The organism is Stutzerimonas stutzeri, assembly GCF_002909485.1.
GTDB lineage: Bacteria > Pseudomonadota > Gammaproteobacteria > Pseudomonadales > Pseudomonadaceae > Stutzerimonas > Stutzerimonas stutzeri_AH.
Genome location: NZ_PPXG01000002.1, coordinates 202,752 through 226,309, shown reverse-complemented (window position 1 = coordinate 226,309; position 23,558 = coordinate 202,752). Strand labels below are relative to the sequence as shown.

At 59.3% G+C, this 23,558-nt stretch carries 24 protein-coding genes; 16 read left to right on the top strand and 8 right to left on the bottom strand.

The features are described from left to right. The first annotated feature begins 34 nt into the window (after nt 1-34). The 6 genes from cra to CXK91_RS04645 all read left to right on the top strand — a co-directional run bounded on the left by cra (nt 35) and on the right by CXK91_RS04645 (nt 3,939). Complete coding sequence (gene cra / locus CXK91_RS04670) at nt 35-1,024, top strand: catabolite repressor/activator (RefSeq protein ID WP_103455170.1); 990 nt, start codon at nt 35-37, stop codon at nt 1,022-1,024. 66 nt (nt 1,025-1,090) lie between these two features. Further along, on the top strand, nt 1,091-1,396 hold the full coding sequence (locus CXK91_RS04665) for a nucleotide pyrophosphohydrolase (RefSeq protein WP_003302193.1): 306 nt from the start codon (nt 1,091-1,093) through the stop codon (nt 1,394-1,396). Next, complete coding sequence (locus tag CXK91_RS04660) at nt 1,393-2,142, top strand: methyltransferase domain-containing protein (protein ID WP_103455169.1); 750 nt, start codon at nt 1,393-1,395, stop codon at nt 2,140-2,142. Before CXK91_RS04665 ends, CXK91_RS04660 begins: the two co-directional genes overlap by 4 nt. Before the next feature lie 20 nt (nt 2,143-2,162). Beyond that, nucleotides 2,163-2,771 (top strand): DUF4136 domain-containing protein, encoded by a 609-nt coding sequence (locus CXK91_RS04655; RefSeq protein WP_103455168.1) that lies wholly within the window; start codon nt 2,163-2,165, stop codon nt 2,769-2,771. Nucleotides 2,772-2,844: 73 nt separating this feature from the next. Further along, nucleotides 2,845-3,402 carry a DUF4136 domain-containing protein gene (locus tag CXK91_RS04650; RefSeq protein ID WP_103455167.1) on the top strand — a complete coding sequence of 186 codons (558 nt, stop codon included), beginning with the start codon at nt 2,845-2,847 and terminating at the stop codon, nt 3,400-3,402. A gap of 87 nt (nt 3,403-3,489) precedes the next feature. Further along, complete coding sequence (locus CXK91_RS04645; protein WP_003281530.1) at nt 3,490-3,939, top strand: DMT family transporter; 450 nt, start codon at nt 3,490-3,492, stop codon at nt 3,937-3,939. A 19-nt stretch (nt 3,940-3,958) separates the two neighbouring features. Here CXK91_RS04645 and CXK91_RS04640 read toward each other — a convergent pair whose 3' ends face one another. Further along, nucleotides 3,959-4,891: an SdiA-regulated domain-containing protein gene (locus CXK91_RS04640; protein ID WP_103455526.1), complete on the bottom strand. Its 933-nt coding sequence runs from the start codon at nt 4,889-4,891 to the stop codon at nt 3,959-3,961. A 230-nt stretch (nt 4,892-5,121) separates the two neighbouring features. Here CXK91_RS04640 and CXK91_RS04635 point away from each other — a divergent pair, with 230 nt between their 5' ends. The 3 genes from CXK91_RS04635 (at nt 5,122) to CXK91_RS04625 (ending at nt 7,367) form a co-directional block, all read left to right on the top strand. Further along, nucleotides 5,122-5,415, top strand: coding sequence for a hypothetical protein (locus CXK91_RS04635; protein WP_103455166.1), 294 nt, complete (start codon nt 5,122-5,124; stop codon nt 5,413-5,415). Nucleotides 5,416-5,529: 114 nt separating this feature from the next. Further along, nucleotides 5,530-6,906, top strand: a complete 1,377-nt coding sequence (locus CXK91_RS04630; RefSeq protein WP_103455165.1) for an MATE family efflux transporter — start codon at nt 5,530-5,532, stop codon at nt 6,904-6,906. Between the two features lie 2 nt (nt 6,907-6,908). Then, nucleotides 6,909-7,367 carry a DUF2214 family protein gene (locus CXK91_RS04625; RefSeq protein WP_103455164.1) on the top strand — a complete coding sequence of 153 codons (459 nt, stop codon included), beginning with the start codon at nt 6,909-6,911 and terminating at the stop codon, nt 7,365-7,367. A 17-nt stretch (nt 7,368-7,384) separates the two neighbouring features. Here the strand turns inward: CXK91_RS04625 and speA are convergent, their stop codons facing one another. The 3 genes from speA to thiO all read right to left on the bottom strand — a co-directional run bounded on the left by speA (nt 7,385) and on the right by thiO (nt 11,052). Continuing rightward, nucleotides 7,385-9,298 carry an arginine decarboxylase gene (speA, locus tag CXK91_RS04620; protein ID WP_103455163.1) on the bottom strand — a complete coding sequence of 638 codons (1,914 nt, stop codon included), beginning with the start codon at nt 9,296-9,298 and terminating at the stop codon, nt 7,385-7,387. Nucleotides 9,299-9,421: 123 nt separating this feature from the next. Then, on the bottom strand, nt 9,422-9,793 hold the full coding sequence (locus tag CXK91_RS04615) for a translation initiation factor Sui1 (RefSeq protein ID WP_103455162.1): 372 nt from the start codon (nt 9,791-9,793) through the stop codon (nt 9,422-9,424). A 149-nt stretch (nt 9,794-9,942) separates the two neighbouring features. Next, on the bottom strand, nt 9,943-11,052 hold the full coding sequence (gene thiO / locus CXK91_RS04610) for a glycine oxidase ThiO (protein WP_103455161.1): 1,110 nt from the start codon (nt 11,050-11,052) through the stop codon (nt 9,943-9,945). 154 nt (nt 11,053-11,206) lie between these two features. Here thiO and CXK91_RS04605 point away from each other — a divergent pair, with 154 nt between their 5' ends. From CXK91_RS04605 to CXK91_RS04575, 7 genes are all read left to right on the top strand, one after another. Then, nucleotides 11,207-11,725, top strand: coding sequence for a GspH/FimT family pseudopilin (locus CXK91_RS04605; RefSeq protein ID WP_181003913.1), 519 nt, complete (start codon nt 11,207-11,209; stop codon nt 11,723-11,725). A 99-nt stretch (nt 11,726-11,824) separates the two neighbouring features. Beyond that, nucleotides 11,825-12,316, top strand: coding sequence for a GspH/FimT family pseudopilin (locus CXK91_RS04600; RefSeq protein WP_103455159.1), 492 nt, complete (start codon nt 11,825-11,827; stop codon nt 12,314-12,316). Beyond that, a complete protein-coding gene (gene pilV / locus CXK91_RS04595; protein ID WP_103455158.1) occupies nt 12,313-12,783 on the top strand; it encodes a type IV pilus modification protein PilV in 471 nt (156 codons plus the stop codon). Before CXK91_RS04600 ends, pilV begins: the two co-directional genes overlap by 4 nt. Then, nucleotides 12,780-13,829 (top strand): PilW family protein, encoded by a 1,050-nt coding sequence (locus CXK91_RS04590; protein WP_103455157.1) that lies wholly within the window; start codon nt 12,780-12,782, stop codon nt 13,827-13,829. The genes pilV and CXK91_RS04590 overlap by 4 nt, the downstream gene beginning before the upstream one ends. Next, a complete protein-coding gene (locus tag CXK91_RS04585) occupies nt 13,826-14,353 on the top strand; it encodes a pilus assembly PilX family protein (protein WP_103455156.1) in 528 nt (175 codons plus the stop codon). Before CXK91_RS04590 ends, CXK91_RS04585 begins: the two co-directional genes overlap by 4 nt. 1 nt (nt 14,354) lies before the next feature. Further along, nucleotides 14,355-18,119: a pilus assembly protein gene (locus CXK91_RS22870; RefSeq protein ID WP_256055736.1), complete on the top strand. Its 3,765-nt coding sequence runs from the start codon at nt 14,355-14,357 to the stop codon at nt 18,117-18,119. Further along, a complete protein-coding gene (locus CXK91_RS04575; protein ID WP_103455155.1) occupies nt 18,116-18,562 on the top strand; it encodes a type IV pilin protein in 447 nt (148 codons plus the stop codon). Before CXK91_RS22870 ends, CXK91_RS04575 begins: the two co-directional genes overlap by 4 nt. Nucleotides 18,563-18,618: 56 nt before the next feature. Here CXK91_RS04575 and ispH read toward each other — a convergent pair whose 3' ends face one another. The 4 genes from ispH to ileS all read right to left on the bottom strand — a co-directional run bounded on the left by ispH (nt 18,619) and on the right by ileS (nt 23,557). Further along, nucleotides 18,619-19,563 (bottom strand): 4-hydroxy-3-methylbut-2-enyl diphosphate reductase, encoded by a 945-nt coding sequence (gene ispH / locus CXK91_RS04570; RefSeq protein ID WP_103455154.1) that lies wholly within the window; start codon nt 19,561-19,563, stop codon nt 18,619-18,621. Nucleotides 19,564-19,671: 108 nt separating this feature from the next. Beyond that, nucleotides 19,672-20,109 (bottom strand): FKBP-type peptidyl-prolyl cis-trans isomerase, encoded by a 438-nt coding sequence (locus tag CXK91_RS04565; protein WP_103455153.1) that lies wholly within the window; start codon nt 20,107-20,109, stop codon nt 19,672-19,674. Then, entirely contained in the window at nt 20,102-20,605 is a 504-nt protein-coding gene (lspA, locus tag CXK91_RS04560) for a signal peptidase II (protein ID WP_103455152.1), read from the bottom strand. The genes CXK91_RS04565 and lspA overlap by 8 nt, the downstream gene beginning before the upstream one ends. A gap of 117 nt (nt 20,606-20,722) precedes the next feature. After that, nucleotides 20,723-23,557: an isoleucine--tRNA ligase gene (gene ileS / locus CXK91_RS04555; RefSeq protein WP_103455151.1), complete on the bottom strand. Its 2,835-nt coding sequence runs from the start codon at nt 23,555-23,557 to the stop codon at nt 20,723-20,725. Between the last annotated feature and the right edge of the window lies 1 nt (nt 23,558).

Sequence of the window (23,558 nt, the reverse complement as noted above, 5' to 3'; positions counted from 1 at the left end):
GCCCGAGTTCAAACCACCCGTCCAGGACCTGTAGTTGAAACTGACCGACATCGCCCGCCTCGCCAACGTATCGGTAACCACCGCCAGCTATGTCCTTAACGGCAAAGCCACTCAGCGGCGCATCAGCCAGGCCACGGTCGAGCGGGTGATGGCCGTAGCCGAACAGCAGGGCTTTCAGCTCGATCAGCAAGCGGCCGGGCTACGCCGCGGGCAGTCGCGAACCCTTGGATTCATCGTTCCGGATCTGGAAAACCCCAGCTACGCCCGCCTGGCCAAACTGCTGGAACAGCGCGCCCGCTTGCGCGGCTATCAATTGCTGATCGCAGGTTCCGATGACGAGCCGGACACCGAGCGTCAGGTCATCCAGGTGCTGCGCTCGCGCCGCTGCGATGCGCTGATCGTTGCCAGTTGCCTGCCGGCGGATGACCCCAGCTACCGCAAGCTCCAGGCGAGCGGCACCCCGGTGATCGCACTCGACCGGGCGCTGGATGCCGAGCATTTCTGTTCGGTGGTCAGCGATGACCGCGAAGCAGCCGCGCAGCTGACCCGCTCACTGGACGCGCCCACCGAAGCGAGCATCGCCCTGATCAGCGCACGGCCAGCCTTGCGCATCAGCCAGCAACGCGAAGAGGGCTTCCGTCAGGCGCTCGCCCAGCATCAGGGCCAGGTCAGCGTGCTGCAGGCCGAACAGTTCAGCCGTGCCTGTGGCCGCGAACAGATGCTCGCCCTGCTCGACCGCGGCCCACTGCCCGATGCGCTGATCACCACAGCCTACGTGTTGCTCGAAGGCGTCTTCGATGCGCTGCGCGAACGTGATCTGCTGTGGCCAGAGCAGCTGCGGCTGGCGACCTTTGGTGACGCGCAACTGCTGGATTTCCTGCCGATCCGGGTCAATGCGATTTCCCAACAGCACGAGCAGATCGCCGAGCAAACCCTGGAACAGGCAATCCGCGCCATTGAGCAGGGCGATTACCGTCCCGGCGTGATCGCCATCGAGCGTGAGCTGAAAGTGCGGCGTCTCTGATCCGCCCCTTGCGGGCGCCGCCGTGCTGACGGAAGCTTGTCGCCCCAACGAGCCCGCCCGTCCCAGATGAACATCGAACAGATCACCCAACGCCTGCATGCAATCCGCGACCAGAATGACTGGCAGCGCTTTCACAGTCCCAAGAATCTCGCCATGGCCGCCAGCGTGGAAATGGCCGAGCTGGTGGAAATCTTCCAGTGGCAGACCGAAGACGAGTCGCGCCAGCTTTCGGCCGACAAGCTCGAGCATGCCGGCCAGGAAGTCGGCGACATCCTCATGTACCTGCTGCTGATGTGCAGCGAGCTTGGCATCGACATGGAACAGGCGCTGCTGGCCAAGCTGGCCGACAACGAGCGGCGGTTTGCCCGATGAGCGATCGCCATTTCGACGAGCTGGCGACACGCTTCGCCGAGAAAATCTACGGTGGCGCCAAGGGTGCGATCCGGCTCGCGGTACTGCAGGCCGATCTCGCCGAGATTCTGCCGCAACGCCCACTGAGGGTGCTGGACATTGGCGCCGGTCTCGGCCATATGAGCCTGTGGCTGGCGCAGCAGGGTCATCAGGTCACGCTAGCCGAACCCGCCGAACCCATGCTCGAAGGCGCTCGCAAGCAGTTCGCCGAAGCCGGCCAGCAGGCCACCTTCATCCAGGCGCCCTGGCAGGCCGTCGAGAGCCAGGTCGAAGGCCGCTTCGATCTGGTGATCTGCCATGCCTTGCTGGAATGGCTGGCCGAGCCCCAGGCGATCCTGCCAGTGCTGCATCGCCTGGTTGCCGAGGATGGCTGGCTGTCGCTGGCGTTCTACAACCGCGATGCGCTGATCTATCGCAACCTGCTCAAGGGCCATTTCAAGAAACTGCGCAGCCAGAGCTATGCCGGCGAGCGCCAGAGCCTGACGCCACAGCAACCGCTCGACCCCCGAGAGCTGGCCGCGCAACTCGCGCCGCACTGGCAGGTCGAATCAACCAGTGGCGTGCGCGTATTCCACGATTACATGCCCGCCGATTTCCAGGCCCGTACCGAGCCTGCCGACCTGATCGAGATGGAACTGGCCTACCGCCGCCATCCCGCATTCGCCGGTCTCGGGCGTTACCTGCACTGGTTGTGTCGGCCCCGCTGAATGCCGGCCGGGAGGTATCCATGTCGATCCGCGCTTTTTTGCCTTTGCTCTGCCTGAGCCTGGTGGCTTGCCAGAGCAAGAACCCGTACACCGAGGACTCGGCCCCCATCCCGCCAGCTCCGCCGATCGAGCAAATCCAGTCACCGACATACCCGGCGGCTCCGCGCGACTTCTCCAGCTACCAGAGCTGGAGCTGGCGAACTCCACCCGCCGGCACCGCTTCGATCAGCGGCGAGGAACTGCAGGAAATGGTGACGGGCGCTCTAGATCAGCGCGGTTTGCGGCCTGCCGCTGGCAACGGCAAGGGCGATGTGCTGGTTGCGGCCAGCGCCAGCAAGGAAACGAGGTTGAGGCAAACCTACGACGACTATGGCACGCGCGTTGGTGTAGGCCGCTACGGTGGCGGTTACGGGTATGGCTCCGGATATGGCGTCGGTACCAGCGTGCCCATCGTGCGCAATTACGAAGAAGAGGTGTTTGCGGTACGAATCGAGATGTTCGACGCGGCTTCCGGCCAGTCCGTCTGGAGCAATCGGGCCGAAGCACGCAGCGGCGGCAATCGAGCCAAGCAGCAGGACGCGGTGCGCCAGGCAGTACAACGCGCGCTCGAAGACTATCCACCGCGTTGAGCGCGACAACATGGTCTAGGTCCCGGGCTGCATCAGGCCTAGACTGGGCAGATTCCACTTCGGGAGAACGATCATGTTCCGCCGCCTGTTGCTGATTCCCCTCCTCCTCGTTCTGACAGCCTGCCAAGGCCCACAAGTACAGCGCGATTTCGATCCAACGCGGGACTTCTCAGCCTATCGTGCCTGGAGCTGGAAAGAGCCGGCCCTGCAGTATCGGCCAGACGATCCACGTATCAAGAGTGACCTTACCGAGCAGCGCATCCGCGACGCTGTTGCCGAACAGCTCGACCAGCGAGGCCTGCGCCCAGCCACCGCTGGCAGCGCAGCGGGCGTCAATGTCCAAGCCTGGTACATCGTCGATCAGCGCACCCAGCAATACAGCACTACATCCGGAGCGTGGGGCAACCCCTGGTACGGCTATTGGGGTGGGCCGATGTTCACCGATACCCGCACCATCAACTACCAGGTCGGCACACTGCAGATCGACTTTTATGACGCCACCGACGGCAAGCTGGTCTGGCGGGGCAGCGCCGAGCAAGTGCTCAGTAGCCGCCAGGGAACGCCCGACGAGCGCGCCGGCACCCTGCGTGAACTCGTGACGAAGGTGCTTTCGCAATACCCACCGCGCTGAGCGACTCGCCGCCTGGGCAACCCACAACGCTGGCGAGGCGTTCCCTCGCGCACCATAATGTCGCGCCCCTGACCCTGGAGACCCGACATGCCTGCCGTTGCCTGGTGGTTACTCACCCTGCCCTTCATTGCCGGCGCCCTGCTGCCGCTGCAAGCCGGAATCAATGGCCAGGTAGCACGCCACCTGGGCAACGTGATGGGTGCGGCGCTGCTCTCGTTCGCCGTAGGGACCCTGGCGCTGCTCGTTATTGTATTGATCCAGCGCGATATGCCGGCGCTGCAGACGCTCAAAAGCCTGAATTGGTGGCATTGGTCTGGCGGCTTGCTCGGCGCGTTCTTTATCGCCACCGCCGCCTTCGCCGCGCCACGCACCGGGGCGCTGCTATTCATGGCCCTATTGCTCGCCGGCCAGTTGTTCGTCGCCCTGCTACTGGATCACTTCGGCTGGGCCGGATTTCGCCAGTCTTCCATAAGCGTGGGCAAAGTGGCCGGCCTGCTGCTGGTTTTTGCTGGCGTCTGGCTGATTCAGCGCGGCTAGCAGACCGGCAAAGACAGGGTCAGTCGTGCTCGAAGGCGTAGAACAGGTTGGGTTCGCTGACCAGGTAGAGGTTGCCGCGCGCATCGAGGGTCATGCCCTCGGCCTGCGGGACGCTACGCTCGAGGCCGGCAAAACCGCTCCAGAGCGAGCGGAAGCTGACCAGTTCGCCCTTCGCATTCAGCTCCAGCATCATTTTTGCCTCGTCGCTGAGCAACACCAGATGTCCAGTTCGCTCATCGAAATGTACCGATGAGAGATCACTGGCCATATCCAACTTCTCGATCCAGGCCTCGCGGTCGATGATCTTGACGTCCAAGTTGCCCGCAAGGCTGCGCTTGAGGCCTTGGATCTCGTAGAGCTTGCGTGGTGAGTGTTCCTTGACCACGAACAGGCGATCACCGGCCCGGTCGTAGCCAAGCCCCTCGAAACCCGAGTTCTCCTCGTCAAACAAACGAAGCGTCAGTGCCTGATAGTCGCTTCGCTTCAATGGGCGGACAGTGTCGGGAATCTGCACAATAACCAACGACTGCTTACGCTCCTCGGCCAGCACCAGCAGGCCATCGCCGAGATAGGTCACGCCCTCTACATCCTCGAACTCTTCGAGCGGATAGCGCGCAATGAAGCCGCCGTTGCGATCCAGGGCAACCAGCTCCTCCGGATTGTTGACCACGGCCCAAAGGTGATCACGATGCTCGTCGTAGGTCAGCCCGGAAAGATTGTCCTCCACCGACGCTACCGGCAATGCATCAATTTTCACCCGGTACTCCGGCAACCACAGGCTACGCCGCTCCCAGGTGTCTTCATGCCAGGTGGTTTTCAACGCGTAGAATAGGCGCTCATCCAGATGAATAGAGGATGCGGCATAGAGCAGGCTAAAAAGAACGCAGCCATACCACCATGCAGGGCGCAGCGTCGCGAATCGTCCCAGCTGCGCTCTGGCAAGGGCTCGCATCATTAAAGTTCTCGTTCAGGAAATCGTAGACAGGCTGCCTGGAGCTTGTTGCAGTTGCATGAAGGCTAATGCCAACCTGGTTGGCCCAGGCAGCAACGCTGAGACCTCCTTCCCTGGCCAGTGGTTCCAGGCTGGCAGCAGCGATGCTTGGAACTCTCGGGCCTGCTCGACAGCCCAATGCCCAAGGCTGCGCTCGCGCGCCGCAATCGAACGTTTCAGGAGAGTGATACATGCGGGTAGAAGGATTCTTCGAATGGCTGGGACAGGCGCTGGGTTCGGTCATACGCTTCATCGTCGAGGCGCTGGGCGATTTTTTCGGCCTGTTTGCTCGAGCCGGGCATAACTTCCTCGAGGGTCTGTCGCGCACCCTGGGGATGGACCGCTCGCTGATCAGCCTGGTGGCGTTGGCGATCGGCCTGTTGTTGCTGGTCGCCGCGGTCCGCTCGTTCTTCCGCGGCTCGATCATCGGAGGACTGGTCTGGCTGTTCCTGGGGCTGTGGCTGCTGAGCTGGCTGATTCACTGACTCGCACCAGGGCGTTGCCACGCTCCTTTGACATCCGGAAACACCCACCAAGACCCGGCTTTTCCCCTTTCACTGAACGCCACGTATAGTGCCGGGCCGTCCCGGAGGCCCGTAATGTTTAGCCTGCTTGTCGCCTGGCGCCATACCCCCACCCACAACAAAGTGTGGGCGCTGGCGGCGCCGATGATCCTCTCCAATCTATCCGTTCCACTGGTCGCATTGGTGGACAGCAGCGTGATCGGCCATCTGCCACACGCGCATCAATTGGGCGCCGTGGCAGTTGGCGGCAGCCTTTATACGCTGCTGGTCTGGGTGATGGGCTTTCTACGCATGGGCACGACGGGCTTCGCCGCCCAGGCGGCCGGCCGCAATGACGGCGGCGCTTTGCGCCAGATACTGCTGCAAGGGCTGCTGCTGGCGCTAGGCTTCGCGCTATTGCTAGGGGTAATAGGCGTCCCACTGAAGGGCGTAGCCCTGCAATTCATGCAGCCCTCGGCTGAACTGGACGAGCTGACCCGCGACTATTTCCACACACGTCTGTTCGGTCTACCTGCCGCACTGGCCAGCTATGCGCTGATCGGCTGGTTTCTCGGCACACAGAACGCGCGAGCACCGTTGGCCATTCTGCTGACCACCAATCTGATCAATGTGGCGCTCGACTTGTGGTTCGTACTCGGCCTCGACTGGGGCGTGGCAGGCGCCGCGCGCGCCTCGGTGATCGCCGAATGGAGCGGCGCACTGCTTGGTCTGGCCCTGACCCGCAATGCCCTGCTCCGCTACCCTGGTCGCCTCAATGCTGCAGCACTGCGCCGCTGGATAAGCTGGCGGCCACTGATGGCCGTCAACCGCGACATTTTCCTGCGCTCACTGGCGCTGCAACTGGTGTTCTTTATGGTAACGGTGCAGGGTGCGCGACTAGGCGATGCGACGGTTGCTGCCAATGCCCTTTTGCTCAATGGCCTGCTGTTGACCGCTCATGCGCTCGATGGGCTTGCACACGCGGTGGAGGCGCTGAGTGGGCACGCCATAGGTGCAGGCGATCGCAAGACGCTGCAGCGCGTGATGGTCGTCGCGGGCGGTTGGTCACTGCTGGCCAGCGTTGTCTTTGGCCTGTTCTTCCTTCTTGCCGGCCATCTATTCATCCAACTGCAAACCGACATCCCCGAAGTTCGCCGGACCGCTCTGATCTATCTGCCCTATCTGGCGGCCCTGCCTCTGATCGCAGTGTGGAGTTATCTGCTCGATGGGCTGTTCATTGGCGCCACCCGTGCGCGGGAAATGCGCAACAGCATGCTGTTGGCCGTAGGCCTGACGTTGCCGTTGGGCTGGCTGCTGCAGGGCCTTGGCAATCACGGCTTGTGGCTGGCCTTTCTGAGCTTCATGCTGATGCGCGGTATCTGCCTGGGCGTACTCGCTCAGCGCCTGCAGCACCGCGGAGCCTGGTTTACCATGGACGCGCAGACCACCGCACACCCCACCGAAGGAAGCTGAACATGGCCTACGCCATCGCTGCCTATCTGCATTTTCTGGCGATATTCCTGCTCTTTGCGCTATTGCTGCTGGAACATCAGCTGTTCCGCCAGCCGATGACGCTGGAACGTGCGCGCAGCCTGTTCCGTATCGATATCGCCTTTGGCATCACTGCGGCGGCGGTACTGGCAAGCGGAGCAGCGCGGGCGATTTTCTATGGCAAAGGTCTGGACTATTACCTGAAGAACAGCCTGTTTCACGCCAAGGTCGGCCTGTTCGTGGTGATCGCGATCCTGTCGATCTACCCCACCCTGACCTTCCTGCGCTGGCGCCCGGCATTGTCCATAGGACAGACGCCTGATGTATCGAACAGCACTGCGCGATGGGTCAAGCTGACCATCCGCGTTGAGCTGCTCCTGCTCCTGATGATTCCGTTGCTGGCTGCATTGATGGCACGCGGTATCGGCGTCATAACCGGCTGATACCGCGTCCAGCTTCATCAAGGCGTGAGGTAGGAAGAGCGCGTCAGCCCCAAACGCAAGGCATCGATGTACTGGGTGCGCTCCTTGGCACTCAACTTGGCGCTGGCAACCTTGTCGCGGTAATAGGTCATCAGTTCCTCGGGCGACAGGTGCACGTAGCGCAGCATGTCCTCGATGGTGTCGTGGGTCTCGATGCCGGCGTGGTAGTAGCTGCCGCCCTCACGCTGATAGACGTTCACCGAGTCGGTATCGCCGAACAGGTTGTGCATGTCGCCGAGAATCTCCTGATAGGCGCCCACCAGGAACACGCCGAGGAAATACTCTTCCCCAGGCGCGACCTCATGTACCGGCATGCTGCTCTCGATGCTCTGCTCGTCGACGTAGTGCTTGATCTTGCCGTCCGAGTCGCAGGTCAGATCCTGCAGCACGGCGCGCCGCACCGGCTCTTCGCTCAAGCGCTGCAGCGGCACGATCGGCAGAATCTGATCAATCGCCCAGGTATCCGGCAGACTCTGGAACACCGAGAAATTGCAGATGTACTTGTCCGCGAGCTTGTCGTTGAGCTCGTCGAGCACCGCACGATGCGAGCGCTGGCGGGCCTTGAGCTGGTTGTACAGGCGACGGCAGATGGCGTAGTAACTCTGCTCGGCCAATGCCTTCTGCGCCAGGGTCAGCTTTCCAGAGGCGTACTGCGCACTGGACTCGCTCATATAGTGGGTAGCGCGCCAGTAGGTCTCGGTGACCATTTCCGGATCGGTCGGCCCGAGCAGATCGGCCAGCGAGCGGATGATCTCCGGCAGCTCGTCGTAGTTGTCGATCACCGGCAGTTCGTCGTTGTGCCGCTCGACATCGGTGACCTGCATGACCAGCACCGCATGATGCGCCGTCATGGCACGCCCGCTTTCGGAGAAGATGTTCGGGTGTGGCAGCCCCTGTGCCTCACAGAACTCTTTCAACATGCCCACCACGGTGCCGGCGTACTCATCCATGTCGTAGTTGATCGAGCTGGCGTTGCGCGAATGAGTACCGTCGTAATCGACCCCGAGGCCGCCACCGACATCGATGTAATCCACCGGCAGGTTCAGCGCGCGCAGCTCGGCGTAGTAACGGATCGCCTCACGGAAGCCCTGACGGTAGTCGGCCAGATTGGCGATCTGCGACCCCATGTGGAAGTGCAGCAAGCGAATGCCCTGGTCCATGCCCACAGAGCGAAAGCGCTCGATCACCGATAGCAGCTGAGCTGCAGACAAGCCGAACTTGGAGCGCTCGCCGCCGGTATCGGCCCACTTGGACGAAGCCAGGGACGACAGACGAACACGCAGGCCGACCTGCGGTGTCAACTTCAGCTCGTTCGCCTCCTCGATCACCAGCCCGACCTCGGACTCCTTTTCGATGACGATAAACACATTGTGCCCGAGCTTCTGCCCCATCAACGCCAGGCGGATGAACTCGCGGTCCTTGTAGCCATTGCAAACGATGGTGCCGCCCTTGGGGGCGAGCGCCAGCACGGCCATCAGCTCCGGCTTGGAGCCCGCCTCCAGACCGATGGAAACGTTTTGCGTGGCGATGATGTTCTCAACCACCGCTTCCTGCTGGTTGACCTTGATCGGGTACAGCGCGGTGTACTTGCCGGTGTACTCCATGCGCTCGATGTTGGCATCAAAGGCGCCGGTCAGGCGCCGCACGCGGTCCTGCAGAATGCCGGGGAAGCGCACCAGCAGAGGCAGCGAAAGCCCCGCCTCGCGCAATTGCTCAATCAGCCCGCTGAACTCGATCGGCTCCCCATTTGGGCCTTGCGGGCGCACTTCTACATTGCCCTGATCGTTGATCGCGAAATACCCAGCGCCCCAGTGGCGGATGCCGTAGATGCTGCGGCTATCGGCTGCGGTCCACTGGCTACCGTCGTCTTTACGTGTACGTCGTACAGGCATCGAGGCCTCCCGGAAGAAATTGACTATTTCGCAGCGAGCAGAAGCTCCCGGCGAAGGCTATGCGGCTTCGACAGCCGATATGCAGAAAATGGTGAAAATTGGTGAGAGGTATCACACCGGCGCTCAGCCGCCAGACTTCTTGGCCTTGAAGCCACGCTTGGTGAGTTCCTCGATCAGCAGCTGCACGTGATCGCCCTGAATCTCGATGACGCCTTCTTTCAGCGCACCGCCCGTTCCGCAGCGGCGTTTCAACGCACTGGCCAAGTCCTTGAGTTCGTTCTCGGCCAGCGGCACACCGCTCACGGTAGTGACCGTCTTACCACCCCGGCCCTTGCTCTCGCGGCGAACGCGCGCGATGCCATCACCTTCGGGCAAGACGTTTTGTTTGCAGACACAACTACCCAGCGGCTGACTGCATTCAGGGCAATGCCGACCGGCATCGGTGGAGTAGACCAGGCCGCTCAGGCCGGCTAGAGAAGTGGTTTTTTTCGCCACGCATACCTCACTCGCAAATCTGGCTCTGCCTGGCAGAACCGAAGTGCCGGCTAATTTACCAGCAATGCGAGTCGGCTAGCAGCGTTGAGTCCGGGCAACGACTAACGAAACCCGAACCGCCCGCGAAGTTGGACTGCAGCACAGGGCGATCAGCCAGCCTGATCAACAATACGACCAGTCGGCGCATAGGGCGCCGGATCCACGATAGGCGTCTGCTCAAGCATCAGATCGACCAGCAGCTGACAGGACGCCGGTGCGAGCACCAGTCCGTTGCGGAAGTGCCCGCAGTTCAACCACAGCCCATCGAAGCCCGTGACCGGCCCTATATAAGGCACACCATCCGGCGAACCCGGACGCAACCCGGCCCAGTGCTTGACCACTTGAGCGTCGGCCAGCGCCGGCAGCAGTTCGATCGCCGTCGCCCTGAGGCTTTCCAGCGCGTCTTCCGTCGGCGTCTTGTCGAAGCCGACATCTTCCAGGGTGCTGCCGACCAGAATATGACCGTCGCGACGCGGAATCGCATAACGCCGCTTGGCCAACACCATGCTCGGCAGGAAATCCTCGGCGCACTTGAAGAGGATCATCTGCCCCTTCATCGGCTTGACCGGAATCTCCAGCCCCAGCGTCGCTAGCAGTCGCGCACTCCAGGCACCCGCCGCCACGACCACCTGATCCGCCCGCATCTCGCCCTGCCCCGTCCTCACGCCTGTTACGCGTGCGCCGTCGTGCAAGAATCCCTCGACCGGGCAATGCTCAACTACGGTCACGTTCGGCAACTGACGCAGTGCCTCACTCAGAGCGCGGAGCAGACGAGGATTACGGATGTTTGCAACCCCCTCCATGTAAACGGCACGCCCATAACCGTCGCCCAATGAAGGCACTGCCTGGTGCACCGCCTCCATCGCCACCGACGCCAGTGGCCGACCATGGCGCTCGGCCCAGTCCAGCGCCTCGGCCTCATCGGGCAGATCCAGCCAGTAGAGGCCGGTTACATGAACCTCCGGGTCCACGCCCGTTTCCTCCAGCAACCGCTCACCGAGCTGCGGATAGAAATCCTGCGACCAATGCGCAAGCGCGGTGACGGCCGGGCTGTAGCGCCACGGATACAACGGCGAAACGATCCCGCCGCCGGCCCAAGAGGCCTCGCTACCGACAGCCCCTGACTCCAGCAACGACACGACCTTGCCTGCCTCCGCCAGCCGATAGGCCGACAACAGACCAATCACCCCCCCGCCGACAACGATGACTTCTTGATTCACACGCCTCTCCAACCATCTGGTTCACATTTCTGCCCGTCCTCGCTTGGACTGACGGGCAGGCTGCTTTAAAAAGAGCGCCTGTGTATCTCGCAAACGCCAATACACAAACAGCAGCCAGGACGGCTGAGCATCATACGTGCAAAGGAACCGCACTATGGCGAACCGAAATCAAGGCTTCACGCTTATAGAGTTACTGACGACGCTTGCAGTGCTCTCAATTGTGCTCATCGTGGCGTTACCAACCTTCGCATCAGCTATTGATTCAGTTCGAGAACGAACGCAGGTCAATAAGCTCGTTGCGGATATCCATTTCGCACGAACCAGGGCAATTACCACACGGCGACCGGTGAGCATCTGCGCAGGAGAAACTGCTTGTAGCGGCCACGCGAAGTGGAGCGGTCCGCTATCCGTATTCGATGACATCAATGGAAACGGGACACTTGATGATAAGGACACGCCGATACGGGTCTCGACGGTGGCAACTAACTACCATTGGAACTGGAGAAACTTCAGAAAGCAACCGCACTTGACCTTCAAACCCAACGGCACCACCCACAGTCTCAACGGCTCCTTCATTCTGTGCCGAGAAGACACCGCCCTGAAGAAGGTTGTGATCAACATCACAGGCAGAGTGAAACTTGAATCACTCTCTGCCGATGACCGCTGCACCTGACATGCCGCACGGCCGTCGAAACTGACCGGACGTCCGGGGAGAATGGGAAGCGAAGCGGCAAATCGGGATGATTCAATAACCCTAAAATCGAGAAAAACCATGCGGTATTCCCGAGGCTTCACCCTTATCGAGCTGATAGTGACGCTGGCGATTCTGGCCATTCTGCTGGCATTCGCCGTGCCCTCGTTTCAAGGCACGATCCAAAGCAATCGAACACAGACCATTACCAATGACCTGACCACTGCGTTGCAGTTCGCACGCTCCGAAGCCGTCAAGCGCGGAGCCAAGGTGGACATCTGCCGGCGCGACGGAGAGGTCTGCGCGAATGCCGCTGACTGGGGCAATGGCTGGCTGGTGAAGGTAAACGGTGGTGACGTGCTGCGTGTCTGGGAAGCAGTCAGCGGCCAGGACACCGTTACTGGGCCCAACGAGACACTCACCTACCGGCCAAACGGTTTGCTGACCAAGGTAAACGACGCTGCCCACACGACTTTCACTGTGGCATTTGCCAACTGCTCCGGCAAAACGCAGCACACGGTTACCCTCACGGCGACCGGACGAGTCACGAGCACAAAAGGGACGTGCCCATGAAACATGGTTTAAAGATGACCAATTACCAGCGAGGCGCGACCCTCATTGAGGTACTTGTCGCCATGCTGATCTTGTCTGTGGGGCTGCTAGGGCTGGCGAGCATGCAAATGACCGCCCTGCAGAGCAACCAGAGCGCTTATTACCGATCCCAGGCTACGGTGCTGGCTTACGACATCATCGACCGTATGCGCGCCAACCGCGCCGATGCGCTCAACGGTGTTTATGACATTGCCATTCAGAACCAAGCCTGCGAACCGGATCTTGAACCGAGTGGAACCCTTGCAAAGCGGGATGTCGCCGAATGGCTGAATTCCCTTTCCTGCCTGCTATCTGCCGATGCCCGCGGCAGCGTCGTACGAGACGGTCGCCTGTTCACCATTTCCATCGAGTGGAATGACAACCGCGGTCGCATCGACGAGGCCAAGGATAACGATCGAGAAACCTTTGTTTACCGGACCCAACTATGAAAACAGCCCCTTGCAATCGACAGATGGGCCTTTCGCTCATCGAGTTAATGGTCGCCATGCTGATCAGCCTGATTTTGCTGGGCGGCGTTCTTCAGGTCTTTTTGTCCAGCAAGGACATGTACCGCACTAACACGGCGGTAGCTCGAGTGCAGGAGGCTGGCCGATTTGCTACGGAATTCATCGCCTTTGACGTTCGGCAGGCAGGTTATAAAGGTGAATGCTTGAGCGATCCGTTCAACCAGCTTGACCTCTCCTCAGCTACAACTGATCAAAAAAACGCTTACAGCACGACCCCCGCAATTCAAGGTTGGGATAATAGCAAGCCGGTTTTTTTCACCGCTTCAGATCCAGTACGTGCTGACACCGACTCTTTTATTGTGAAATACGCCGGTGACGGAATAGAGTTCGAGACTGACGGAAGCAACTCCGCCAACCCCACAGATCTCAAAGTTAAGGGTGAAACTGGTGCCTACGACGGCCAAATAGTATTAGTAGCAAATTCAACTGGCTGTGACATATTTCAGAACACCAACAATGGAACAGAATCCAAGCTTACAACAAGTAACGCGAGCGGAATGAGTCAAACCTATAACGGAAAGTTCACTGCACACATTCTACGCAGCCATACATATTTTATCCGCAACAATGACGGTCGTCTTCCTTCACTATGGCGCAGGGTGCTAAGCCCAACTCCGGCAACTGAAGAGCTAGTCGAAGGAATCATTGACATGCAAGTTACCTACGGCATCGATAAAAACGGTGACCGTCTGGCAGACGAGTATGTAAAAGCGGGAGAAGATAACCTAACCTCAAGTGGTGTTGGCGACTGGAACAAAGTTGTATCGGCTCGGATATCCGTACTCGCAGTCAGCCCCGAAATAAATGTTCTTGACGAGCCCCAGACATTTATCTTTCCCGCCATCGCCGGCATCGACCGAGACGATGAATATGCGCTATATAAAGACGACGGCACCGTGATAATCAAAAATAACCGCGTTGCTCAGGTATATACCGCCACTGTTGCCATTCGGAATCGTCTGCCATGAATAGAGGATCTTTCGGCCCTTCGAAACAACGCGGCGCTGTTCTCTTGGTTTCGCTCATTATGCTCTTACTGCTGACCATCATCGGGGCTGCAGCTATGCGCGACACCAACCTGCAAGAACGCATGGCTGGAAACATGCGTGACCACAGCTTGGCCTTCCAGGCCGCCGAAGCGGCACTGCGTTTTGCCGAACAAGAAGTAAAAGTTGACTACGCCAACCTAGTAAACGACAGCCTATATCCCGTTGATGAACAGGTCCCGGCAGCAAACGAAGACCCTTTTGAGTTCTCTGGGTTTACCGGAGATGTTTACACCAAACCCACCTACACCATCACCCGGCTTCCCCACCCCGGACCACTCGACATGCAGAACATGGTCAACCCTACGACCGCAGGGGGCGACTCGCTCGCAGCGGGGGAGTCGCTGATTCTTGACTTCGTTCTAGTACGCATCGAAGCGACCGGCACCGGTGCTAGCCCGGATTCGAAGGTCACCCTTCGGTCCCTGTATTTCGTAGAGGAGTGACATGATGCCGCTCAACAATTGCGACATGCCCACAAACGGATTTCGCGCCAAGCTACGCCCGCTGATAGTTGCAGGCCTTACATTACTCTGGACCCTCAGCGCCAGTCAGGCTGTGGCAGATGTGTCACAAACGCCGCTGCTGCTCGGTGGCGGTAACGTGCCGGGCAACCTTGCACTGGTGCCTTCGGTGGAACACCCGACCGTGATCAGCGTGGCTAATCTTGGCAATTACAATAACACCTCCATCTACACCGGTTATTTCGACTCCGGAAAATGCTATAACTTTATCGAGGAAGAGTTTAACCACGTTTTTTTCGGAACTATTTCTACAGCTAACGGCGGTGGTTACTTCACTCCCGTATCGGAAATGAATAGCGCGCGTGATTGTTCCGGGAACAGCAGCGCAAAATGGAGCGGCAACTATCTGAATTGGGCGACCACTCAGACAATCGATCCATTTCGCAAAGCCCTGACTGGTGGCTATCGGGTGGTTGACACCACTTCGATGACTATTCTCGAGAAAGCCACTCGAGGGAATAGCAGCAATTACTTCGGGAACCGCTCGATTGATGCGACAAATGCCAATAAAACAACACCATTCGGCAGTGTTTCGCTCACCAGCTCCGTCACCAGCGGCAGCAATGACTTTCAGAAAAACAAAACAGTACGCTTCACCTACACTGGGAGCGATAAAAAGACAGTAACCAAGCACTTCACTGTAAGGGTAGAAGTTTGTAAAAAAGGGCTCCTAGAAAGCAATTGCACTAAATACGGAGAAAACCTTTGGAAACCGGAGGGCTTGATTCAGCAATATTCAAAGGACATTCGCTACAGCGTATTTAGTTATCTCAATGAGAACGGCAACACACGTAATGGCGGCGTAATGCGGGCCCCTCAGGGCTACGTAGGCCAAACAAAGCGCCAACCGGGAACACCGAACGAATTGCCGAACGAACTTAAAGAGTGGTCAGAAGAGACCGGCATTTTCTATGTAAACCCTCAAAGCGACAGCATAGGAAATAGCGGGGTAATTAATTACATAAATAAATTTGGCGAGCTCACCAACCGTCACAAGTCCAACGACCCTGTAAGCGAACTGTACTATGCCGCGCTTCGGTATTTCCGCAACCTCGGGGACGTTGCAGCTTATTCAAATATCACTGACGAGTCACAACGAGACAAGTTTCCGGTAATCACCAACTGGGCAGACCCGATCCAGTATTCTTGCCAAAAAAACGTAATCCTTGGAATCGGCGACGTTAACACCCACGAAGACCGAGATGTGCCAGTAACAGGCGACCCACTAAAGGTACAAGAATTCACTCAAAAAGTTTTTGATCTAGAAGGTATCATTAAGAACGCATCGAGCGAATTCACCGGCCGAGGCAACTCAGCACATATTGCTGGTCTAGCGTATTACGCCAACACCACCGACTTGCGTGAAGACCGTGCAGGAAAGCAGACGATTTCAACTCACTGGGTCGACGTCAGGGAAAACGAACAACTTTTTGAAAAAGCGAGAAACCAATACTGGCTCGCCGCAAAATACGGCGGTTTTCAGGTCCCCGATGACTATAAGTTCGGCGACGCCATCAATGAGTCTTGGTGGTGGACCAATGGTGAAACACTTACGACAAAAGATAAGCGTCCTGACAACTTCTATGTTGCGAGTGACGCAACCCGAATGATCGAGAGTTTAAAAACTGCATTTGCCAAGATTGCAAATGATGTGCGTAGCACCACTGCCGCACTTTCGACTAACTCCACCAAGCTCGAAACGGACACCGCGGTTTTTCAGTCGATGCTAGACAGCGCAAACTGGAGTGGTGACTTATTGGCGAAGGCTGTGGCCACCGACGGTAAGGTCAGCGCTACCCCTAGCTGGAAGGCCGCGCAGAAGCTCGACGCACTGACAAATGCTCAAATGGCCGATCGTACGATTCTGACCTCCACACCGCCAACCGACGACACCACGACAGGAGCGCTCAGGTCTACTACAGGGCGTACTTTCCTCTGGGGGCAGCTGAGTTCGACTCAGCAAGATGCACTTAGGATGACTGCAGGGGGATCACTGACGACCGACCAGGTTGGTCAAAACCGACTGGCCTTCATTCGCGGCGACCGCAGCATGGAGCGCACCGACGCAGCGCCTAACAACCCCTTCAGGCAGCGTGGTAGCCGTCTTGGCGATATCGCGAACTCGGATCCGCAGTATGTGCATAAGCCAAACTTCGGTTACTCGCAACTTCCCGAAACCGCAGGCTTTACTGCTGCTGCAAAAAGCGCCTACACCGCCTTCCGAGCATCCGACACATACCAGAACCGTCCACCAGTCGTAGTGGTTGGTGCGAATGACGGGATGCTGCATGGCTTTAACGCTAGCCTGGACAACGCCGGAGGAACGGAGCTTTTCGCCTACGTACCGAACGATCTAATCGACGACCTGTATCAGCTGACCGAGCCAACCTATTCACATCGTTACTATGTCGACGGTACGCCACGTATAGGCGACGCCTGGGTCGATAATGCATGGAAAACGTTGGCGGTCGGCTCGTCCGGCGCAGGTGGCAGAAGTATCTTTGCTCTGGACATTTCCAACCCTAGTGATATGTCCGCAAGCAGCGTTCTCTGGGAGTTTACCCATCCAGAAATGGGCTACACCCTTGGACGACCCAGCCTGGTTCCACTCTATAACGGCAAATTTGGCGTAGTGGTCACTAGCGGCTACGACCGTCCCACCAGCACGACAAGCGGCTATGTATGGATTCTCGACGCCGCCGACGGTAGCGTCTTGAAGCGCTTCGAGCTACCAAACAGCGGCGATCTGGGATCTCCGTTGGCCGTCGATCTGGACAACGACCGCGTCGTCGATCGCATCTATGTCGCTGACACCAACGGCAATGTTTGGCGACTGGACACTAACAGCACAACCATTGGTGAATGGGACGCTCCTGCCAGCTTGAAGGCCGGCGGCAGCATTGCACCCTTGTTCATCGCAAAGGACAGCAGCGGGGACCGTCAGCCCATTACAGCCCCTCTGGATGCGGCTTACACAAAGGACCGTAAGGTCATGCTGGTATTCGGCACGGGTAGTTTCTATCAGGTCACGGATAACGAAATCCCCGAATCTCCGCAGGTCCAATCCTTCTACGGCATTATCGACAGCGGGTCGCCGATCGATGGCCGAAGCAGATTGTTGGAACAGGAAATCCTGAAGGAAGTCACGGGTGGTGACCTGAGCGCCCGCGCAGTCAGCCAGAACACGCTTCAAGACAGCCACCTCGGCTGGTATCTGGACCTGCAGTGGAAGGAGTCGAATAAAGGCCCTGGCCCTAAGGGAGAGCGCGTCATTTCCCAGGCTCAGCTGGGCGGCAACAGGGTCACCTTCAGCACCCTGATCCCCTCAGCGGACCCCTGCGATGCAGGCGGAACAAGCTGGATCATGAGCCTCGACCTAGCCACCGGTAGCCGTCTCGCCTACTCCTATTTCGATTACAACGGAGACGGGAAGATAGACGAAAATGACTACATTGAACTCGACGACGGCACCAAGGTACCAGTCAGTGGCGTGGCCGACCCGGACGAGGGCGCAGTAAAGGGCACCATTGGGCTGAATGATCAGAAAAGCGGAAAGCGGTACCTTTGTTACGCAAGCTCGGCAGCCAGCACTAGCTCAGACGGCGTGACCCCGGTCTGCATCGAGGTCATGGGAGACAACAATGACTCTAATCGCCTGTCCTGGCATGAAGTGAGGGATAACCTTTGAAACTGTCCAGACCTAATCGGAGCCTGAGCCGCGGCTTCACGCTGATCGAGCTAATGATCGTGGTCGCGATCATCGGCATCATTGCCGCCATCGCTTATCCGAGTTATCAGGAGTACGTTCGTAGCGCCAAGCGTGCTGATGCGCAAACGGCACTCATGGGGCTTGGGCACTTCATGGAGCGGTACTACACCGCAAATGGCCGCTATGTCGATGGCGATGGCGACGCCCCTGACCTGCCGTTCACTCAGGCCCCCAAAGATGGCGGCCCCAAGGCCTACGATCTCGACTTCGCTGAAGGCAACCCCGAAGCATCGACGTACGTTCTCGAAGCTGTGCCTACCGGAAGCATGGCAGACGACAAGTGCGGAACCTTGACCATCTCCAATACCGGCGCTAAAGGGCAAAAAGAAGGAATGACTACAGCGCAATGCTGGAAGCGTTAGCAGAGAAGCGAAAAATCAAAAAGCCCGGCTATGCCGGGCTTTTTGGTTAACGGACTTTAAACAGCCCTCACCCTCAACTCCTTCGGCATGGAGAACGTCACGTTCTCCGGTCGCCCTTCCAGCTCGTCCATCCCACTGGCTCCCCACTCTTTGAGCCGCTCGATCACCCCGCGCACCAGCACCTCTGGGGCTGACGCACCGGCGGTGATGCCGATGCGCTCGATGTTCTCGAACCATTCACGCTTGAGGTCTTCGGCACCGTCTATGAGATAAGCGGGTGTACTCATCCGCTCCGCAAGCTCGCGCAGGCGATTCGAGTTGGAGCTGTTAGGGCTACCAACGACCAGCACTACATCGCACTCGTCAGCCAGCTGCTTGACCGCATCCTGGCGATTCTGGGTGGCGTAGCAGATGTCATCCTTACGGGGGCCGCCGATGCTTGGAAACTTGCTACGAAGCGCGTCAATGACACGACTGGTGTCGTCCATCGACAGCGTCGTTTGAGTAACGAAAGCCAATGCCTCAGGGTTGCGTACCTGCAGCTGCGCGACATCCTCCTCGTCCTCCACCAGGTAGATCGAGCCGCCGTTGCGCGAATCGTATTGCCCCATGGTGCCTTCAACTTCCGGGTGGCCCTGATGCCCGATGAGGATACATTCGCGCCCATCACGGCTGTACTTGGCGACTTCCAGATGCACCTTGGTCACCAGCGGACAGGTGGCATCGAAGACCTTCAATCCGCGCTTCTCCGCTTCGAGCCGCACAGCCTGGGAAACGCCGTGGGCACTGAAGATGACGATTACGTCGTCCGGCACCTGATCCAGCTCTTCGACGAAGATCGCCCCGCGCGCGCGCAGGTCCTCCACCACGAACTTGTTGTGCACCACTTCATGTCGTACATAGATCGGCGGACCGAACACTTCGAGGGCTCGATTGACGATCTCGATGGCGCGATCGACGCCAGCGCAGAAGCCGCGGGGATTGGCGAGTTTGATTTGCATGATGGGTCTCGGCACGCGGAAACTTGAAGACGAAGGAGTGTAACGCGATACAGGCTACAGCGCAGATAGCGCCCAAAGGCCAGCGGTATTCGCTGGCCTACAGCCGAACTAGGCGGGTTTGACGTCGATGATCTCGACTTCGAAGGTAAGGGTCTTGCCAGCCAATGGATGGTTGAAATCGACGGTGACCTGACTATCGTCGAACGCCTTCACCACACCCGGCAGCTCGGTACGCGCAGCATCCTGAAAACTGACCATCAGCCCTTCGGAAAGCTCCATTCCGGCGAACTGACTGCGTGGCATGACCTGTACGTTCTGCGGGTTGACCTGACCGAAGCCCTGCTCCGGCGCAATCTGCAGAGTGCGCTTGTCACCTGCCTTGAGCCCGTAGAGTTGCTGCTCGAAGCCCGGTAGCAAATTGCCGTCGCCAACCTTGAAGGTGGCAGGCTTCTTGTCGAACGTGCTGTCGACCAGCTCACCCGTTTCCAGGCCAAGCGCGAAATGCAGGGTGACTTCCTGGTCCGGCCCAATGCGCTGTTCAGTCATGTGCGGCTTCTCCGGTCTTGTTGCCCTTGAACATATCAAGCGCCAGCATCACGGCGCCGACGGTAATGGCGCTATCGGCGATATTGAACGCGGGGAAATACCAGCGACTCTGCCAATGCACCAGAATGAAATCGACCACATGGCCCAGAACCACGCGGTCGTACAGATTGCCAATGGCACCGCCCAGAACCAGTGCCAGCGCGACTGCCAGCCAGGTTTCGCTCGGCTTCAGACGCTTGAGCCAAACCACCAGCACAGCGCTTACGCCGATTGCGATCACTGCAAACAGCCAGCGCTGCCACCCACCGTGATCAGCCAGGAAGCTGAACGCCGCACCCGTGTTGTAGGCCAGCGTCCAGGCGAAGTAGCCGGGGATCACGTCAACCTTCTGATACAGGCTGAAATTGGCCTCGAAGTAGTGTTTGGTAGCCTGATCGAAGGCGATCACCAATACACTGAGCCACAGCCAGGCGAGCCTGCCGAAACGCGCACTCATGCCGATGCCTCCGCTAGAACACCGCGCGGCAAGGTGGTCGTGGCCTTTGCCCCGCCGAAGCGCAAGGCCACGTCGTAATTGTGGGCTGAAGCCCACCTTACGGCAGTAAGCACAGGGTCACGCATAATGGCGGACCTCACCAGGACCTTCCATATTCTCGATGCAGCGGCCGCAGATCTCCGGATGCTCGGTATGAGTGCCAACATCTGGGAGGTGATGCCAGCAACGCCCGCACTTACTGTGTTCGGTCTTTTTAACCACCAGTTTGAGGCCTGCCAGTTCGCTTTCCACGGCCTCGGCGGGCGCTTGAGCCAGCGGTGAGATGTCGACGGCAGAGGTGATCAGCACGAAGCGCAGCTCGTTGCCCAGCTTGGCCAACTCAGCGGCCAGTGCATCTTCGGCATACAGGGTGACTTCCGCCTGCAGGTTGCCGCCAATGGTCTTGGCCGCACGCTGGTTTTCCAGTTCCTTGTTCACTGCGGCCTTGACCGCCATGACCTTGTCCCAGAACGCGCGGTCCAGCTCGGCGTCTTGTGGCAGCTCGGTCAGGCCGGTGTACCAGGTGTTGAGCATCACCGACTCGTTGCGCTCGCCCGGCAGGTACTGCCAGATTTCCTCGGCGGTGAAGGCCAGAATCGGTGCAATCCAGCGCACTAGCGCTTCTGCGATGTGATACAGCGCGGTCTGGCAGGAGCGACGCGGCAGGCTGTCGGCACCGGTGGTGTACTGACGATCCTTGATGATGTCGAGGTAGAAGCCGCCCAGCTCCTGCACGCAGAAGTTGTGCACCTTCTGGTAGACGTTCCAGAAGCGGTAGCTGGTGTAGGCCTCTTCGATCTCGCGCTGCAGCAGCAGGGCGCGGTCCATTGCCCAACGGTCCAGGGCCAGCATGTCTTCGGGGGCCAGCAGATGCTGCGCTGGATCGAAGCCACTGAGGTTGGAGAGCAGGAAGCGTGCAGTGTTGCGGATGCGTCGGTAAGCATCGGCGCTGCGCTGCAGGATCTGGTCGGAGACGGCCATCTCACCCGAATAATCGGTGGAGGCAACCCACAGGCGCAAAATATCGGCGCCCAGGCTGTCGATGACCTTCTGCGGTGCAACCACGTTACCTAGAGACTTGGACTGCTTGCGGCCCTGCTCGTCGACGGTGAAACCGTGGGTCAGCAGTTCCTTGTAGGGCGCGTGGCCGTCAATGGCGCAGCCGGTCAGCAAGGACGAGTGGAACCAGCCGCGGTGTTGGTCGGAGCCTTCCAGATAGAGGTCGGCAGCCGGGCCGTTCGGGTGCGCCAGCTCGGCATGGGAGCCGCGCAGCACGTGCCAGTGGGTGGTGCCCGAGTCGAACCAGACATCCAGAGTATCGCGGCTTTTGTCATACTGGCTGGCTTCGTCACCCAGCAGCTCGGCGGGGTCGAGCTTGAACCAGGCTTCGATGCCTTCCTGCTCGACGCGCTGTGCCACCTGCTCCATCAGCTCGGCGGTGCGCGGGTGTAGCTCACCGGTTTCCTTGTGGGTGAAGAACGGGATCGGCACGCCCCAGTTGCGCTGCCGCGAGATGCACCAGTCAGGGCGACCGGCGATCATGCTGTGCAGACGCGCCTGGCCCCAGGCCGGCACGAACTGGGTTTCTTCAATGGCCGCCAGCGAGCGCTCACGCAGGGTATTGCCCTCGTTCGGCTGCTTATCCATACCGATGAACCACTGCGCGGTGGCGCGGTAGATCAGCGGCGTCTTGTGGCGCCAGCAGTGCATGTAACTGTGGCTGATCGTCTCGTGCTTGAGCAGCGCACCGACTTCTTCGAGCTTGGCGACGATGGCCGGGTTGGCCTTCCAGATGAACTGGCCGCCGAAGAACGGTAGCGAATCGACGTACACGCCGTTGCTCTGCACGGGGTTGAGGATGTCGTCGTTGCTCATGCCGTAGCGCTTGCAACTGTAGAAGTCGTCCTCACCATAGGCGGGCGCGGAGTGCACCACGCCGGTGCCGGCGCCCAGTTCGACGTAGTCGGCCAGGTACAGCGGCGACAGGCGCTCGTAGAACGGGTGACGGAAGTTGATCAGCTCCAGCGCCGCGCCCGCCGCAGTGGCGACGACCTCGCCTTGCAGGCCGTAGCGTTGCAGGCTGCTCTCGACCATTTCTTCGGCCAGCAACAGCAGGCGATCACCGACATCAACCAGCGCGTAGTTGAACTCCGGGTGCACGTTCAGCGCCTGGTTGGCCGGGATGGTCCAGGGCGTGGTGGTCCAGATGACGATGCTGGTCGGCTTGCTCAGGCTGGCCAGGCCGAACGCGGCGGCCAGCTTGTCGGCGTCTTCGACGGGGAAGGCGACGTCGATGGCTTCGGACTTCTTGTCCTGGTACTCAACCTCCGCCTCGGCCAGGGCCGAGCCGCAATCAAAGCAGAAGTTGACCGGCTTCAGGCCCTTGAACACGAAGCCCTTCTTGACGATCTCGGCCAGGGCGCGGATTTCCCCGGCTTCGTTGGCGAAGTTCATGGTCAGGTAGGGGTTGTCCCACTCGCCCAGCACGCCAAGGCGGATGAAGTTGCCCTTCTGCTCCTCGACCTGCTCGGCCGCGTAGGTGCGGCAGCGCTCACGGGTCAGGTCGGCCGGCTGATTCTTGCCAAAGGTGGTTTCAACCTTGTGCTCGATCGGCAGCCCATGGCAGTCCCAGCCTGGTACATAAGGCGCATCGAATCCGGCGATGGTCTTGGAGCGGGTGATGATGTCCTTGAGAATCTTGTTCAGCGCGTGACCGATATGAATGCTGCCGTTGGCATACGGCGGACCATCATGCAGGACGAATTTCGGGCGACCTTCGCCGATCTGCCGCAGCTTCCGGTACAGGTCAATGCTGTTCCAGCGCTGCAGAATCTCCGGCTCGCGCTGTGGCAGACCGGCCTTCATCGGAAATGCCGTGGACGGCAGATTGAGGGTCGCTTTGTAATCGGTCATT

Bases quoted from the DNA above. Each gene is read 5' to 3' on its own strand.
- CXK91_RS04665 (WP_003302193.1), top strand. From the start codon at position 1,091: ATGAACATCGAACAGATCACCCAACGCCTGCATGCAATCCGCGACCAG.
- CXK91_RS04660 (WP_103455169.1), top strand. From the start codon at position 1,393: ATGAGCGATCGCCATTTCGACGAGCTGGCGACACGCTTCGCCGAGAAA.
- CXK91_RS04655 (WP_103455168.1), top strand. From the start codon at position 2,163: ATGTCGATCCGCGCTTTTTTGCCTTTGCTCTGCCTGAGCCTGGTGGCT.
- CXK91_RS04650 (WP_103455167.1), top strand. From the start codon at position 2,845: ATGTTCCGCCGCCTGTTGCTGATTCCCCTCCTCCTCGTTCTGACAGCC.
- CXK91_RS04645 (WP_003281530.1), top strand. From the start codon at position 3,490: ATGCCTGCCGTTGCCTGGTGGTTACTCACCCTGCCCTTCATTGCCGGC.
- CXK91_RS04640 (WP_103455526.1), bottom strand. From the start codon at position 4,891: ATGCGAGCCCTTGCCAGAGCGCAGCTGGGACGATTCGCGACGCTGCGC.
- CXK91_RS04635 (WP_103455166.1), top strand. From the start codon at position 5,122: ATGCGGGTAGAAGGATTCTTCGAATGGCTGGGACAGGCGCTGGGTTCG.
- CXK91_RS04630 (WP_103455165.1), top strand. From the start codon at position 5,530: ATGTTTAGCCTGCTTGTCGCCTGGCGCCATACCCCCACCCACAACAAA.
- CXK91_RS04625 (WP_103455164.1), top strand. From the start codon at position 6,909: ATGGCCTACGCCATCGCTGCCTATCTGCATTTTCTGGCGATATTCCTG.
- speA (WP_103455163.1), bottom strand. From the start codon at position 9,298: ATGCCTGTACGACGTACACGTAAAGACGACGGTAGCCAGTGGACCGCA.
- CXK91_RS04605 (WP_181003913.1), top strand. From the start codon at position 11,207: ATGGCGAACCGAAATCAAGGCTTCACGCTTATAGAGTTACTGACGACG.
- CXK91_RS04600 (WP_103455159.1), top strand. From the start codon at position 11,825: ATGCGGTATTCCCGAGGCTTCACCCTTATCGAGCTGATAGTGACGCTG.
- pilV (WP_103455158.1), top strand. From the start codon at position 12,313: ATGAAACATGGTTTAAAGATGACCAATTACCAGCGAGGCGCGACCCTC.
- CXK91_RS04590 (WP_103455157.1), top strand. From the start codon at position 12,780: ATGAAAACAGCCCCTTGCAATCGACAGATGGGCCTTTCGCTCATCGAG.
- CXK91_RS04585 (WP_103455156.1), top strand. From the start codon at position 13,826: ATGAATAGAGGATCTTTCGGCCCTTCGAAACAACGCGGCGCTGTTCTC.
- CXK91_RS22870 (WP_256055736.1), top strand. From the start codon at position 14,355: ATGATGCCGCTCAACAATTGCGACATGCCCACAAACGGATTTCGCGCC.
- ispH (WP_103455154.1), bottom strand. From the start codon at position 19,563: ATGCAAATCAAACTCGCCAATCCCCGCGGCTTCTGCGCTGGCGTCGAT.
- CXK91_RS04565 (WP_103455153.1), bottom strand. From the start codon at position 20,109: ATGACTGAACAGCGCATTGGGCCGGACCAGGAAGTCACCCTGCATTTC.
- lspA (WP_103455152.1), bottom strand. From the start codon at position 20,605: ATGAGTGCGCGTTTCGGCAGGCTCGCCTGGCTGTGGCTCAGTGTATTG.
- ileS (WP_103455151.1), bottom strand. From the start codon at position 23,557: ATGACCGATTACAAAGCGACCCTCAATCTGCCGTCCACGGCATTTCCG.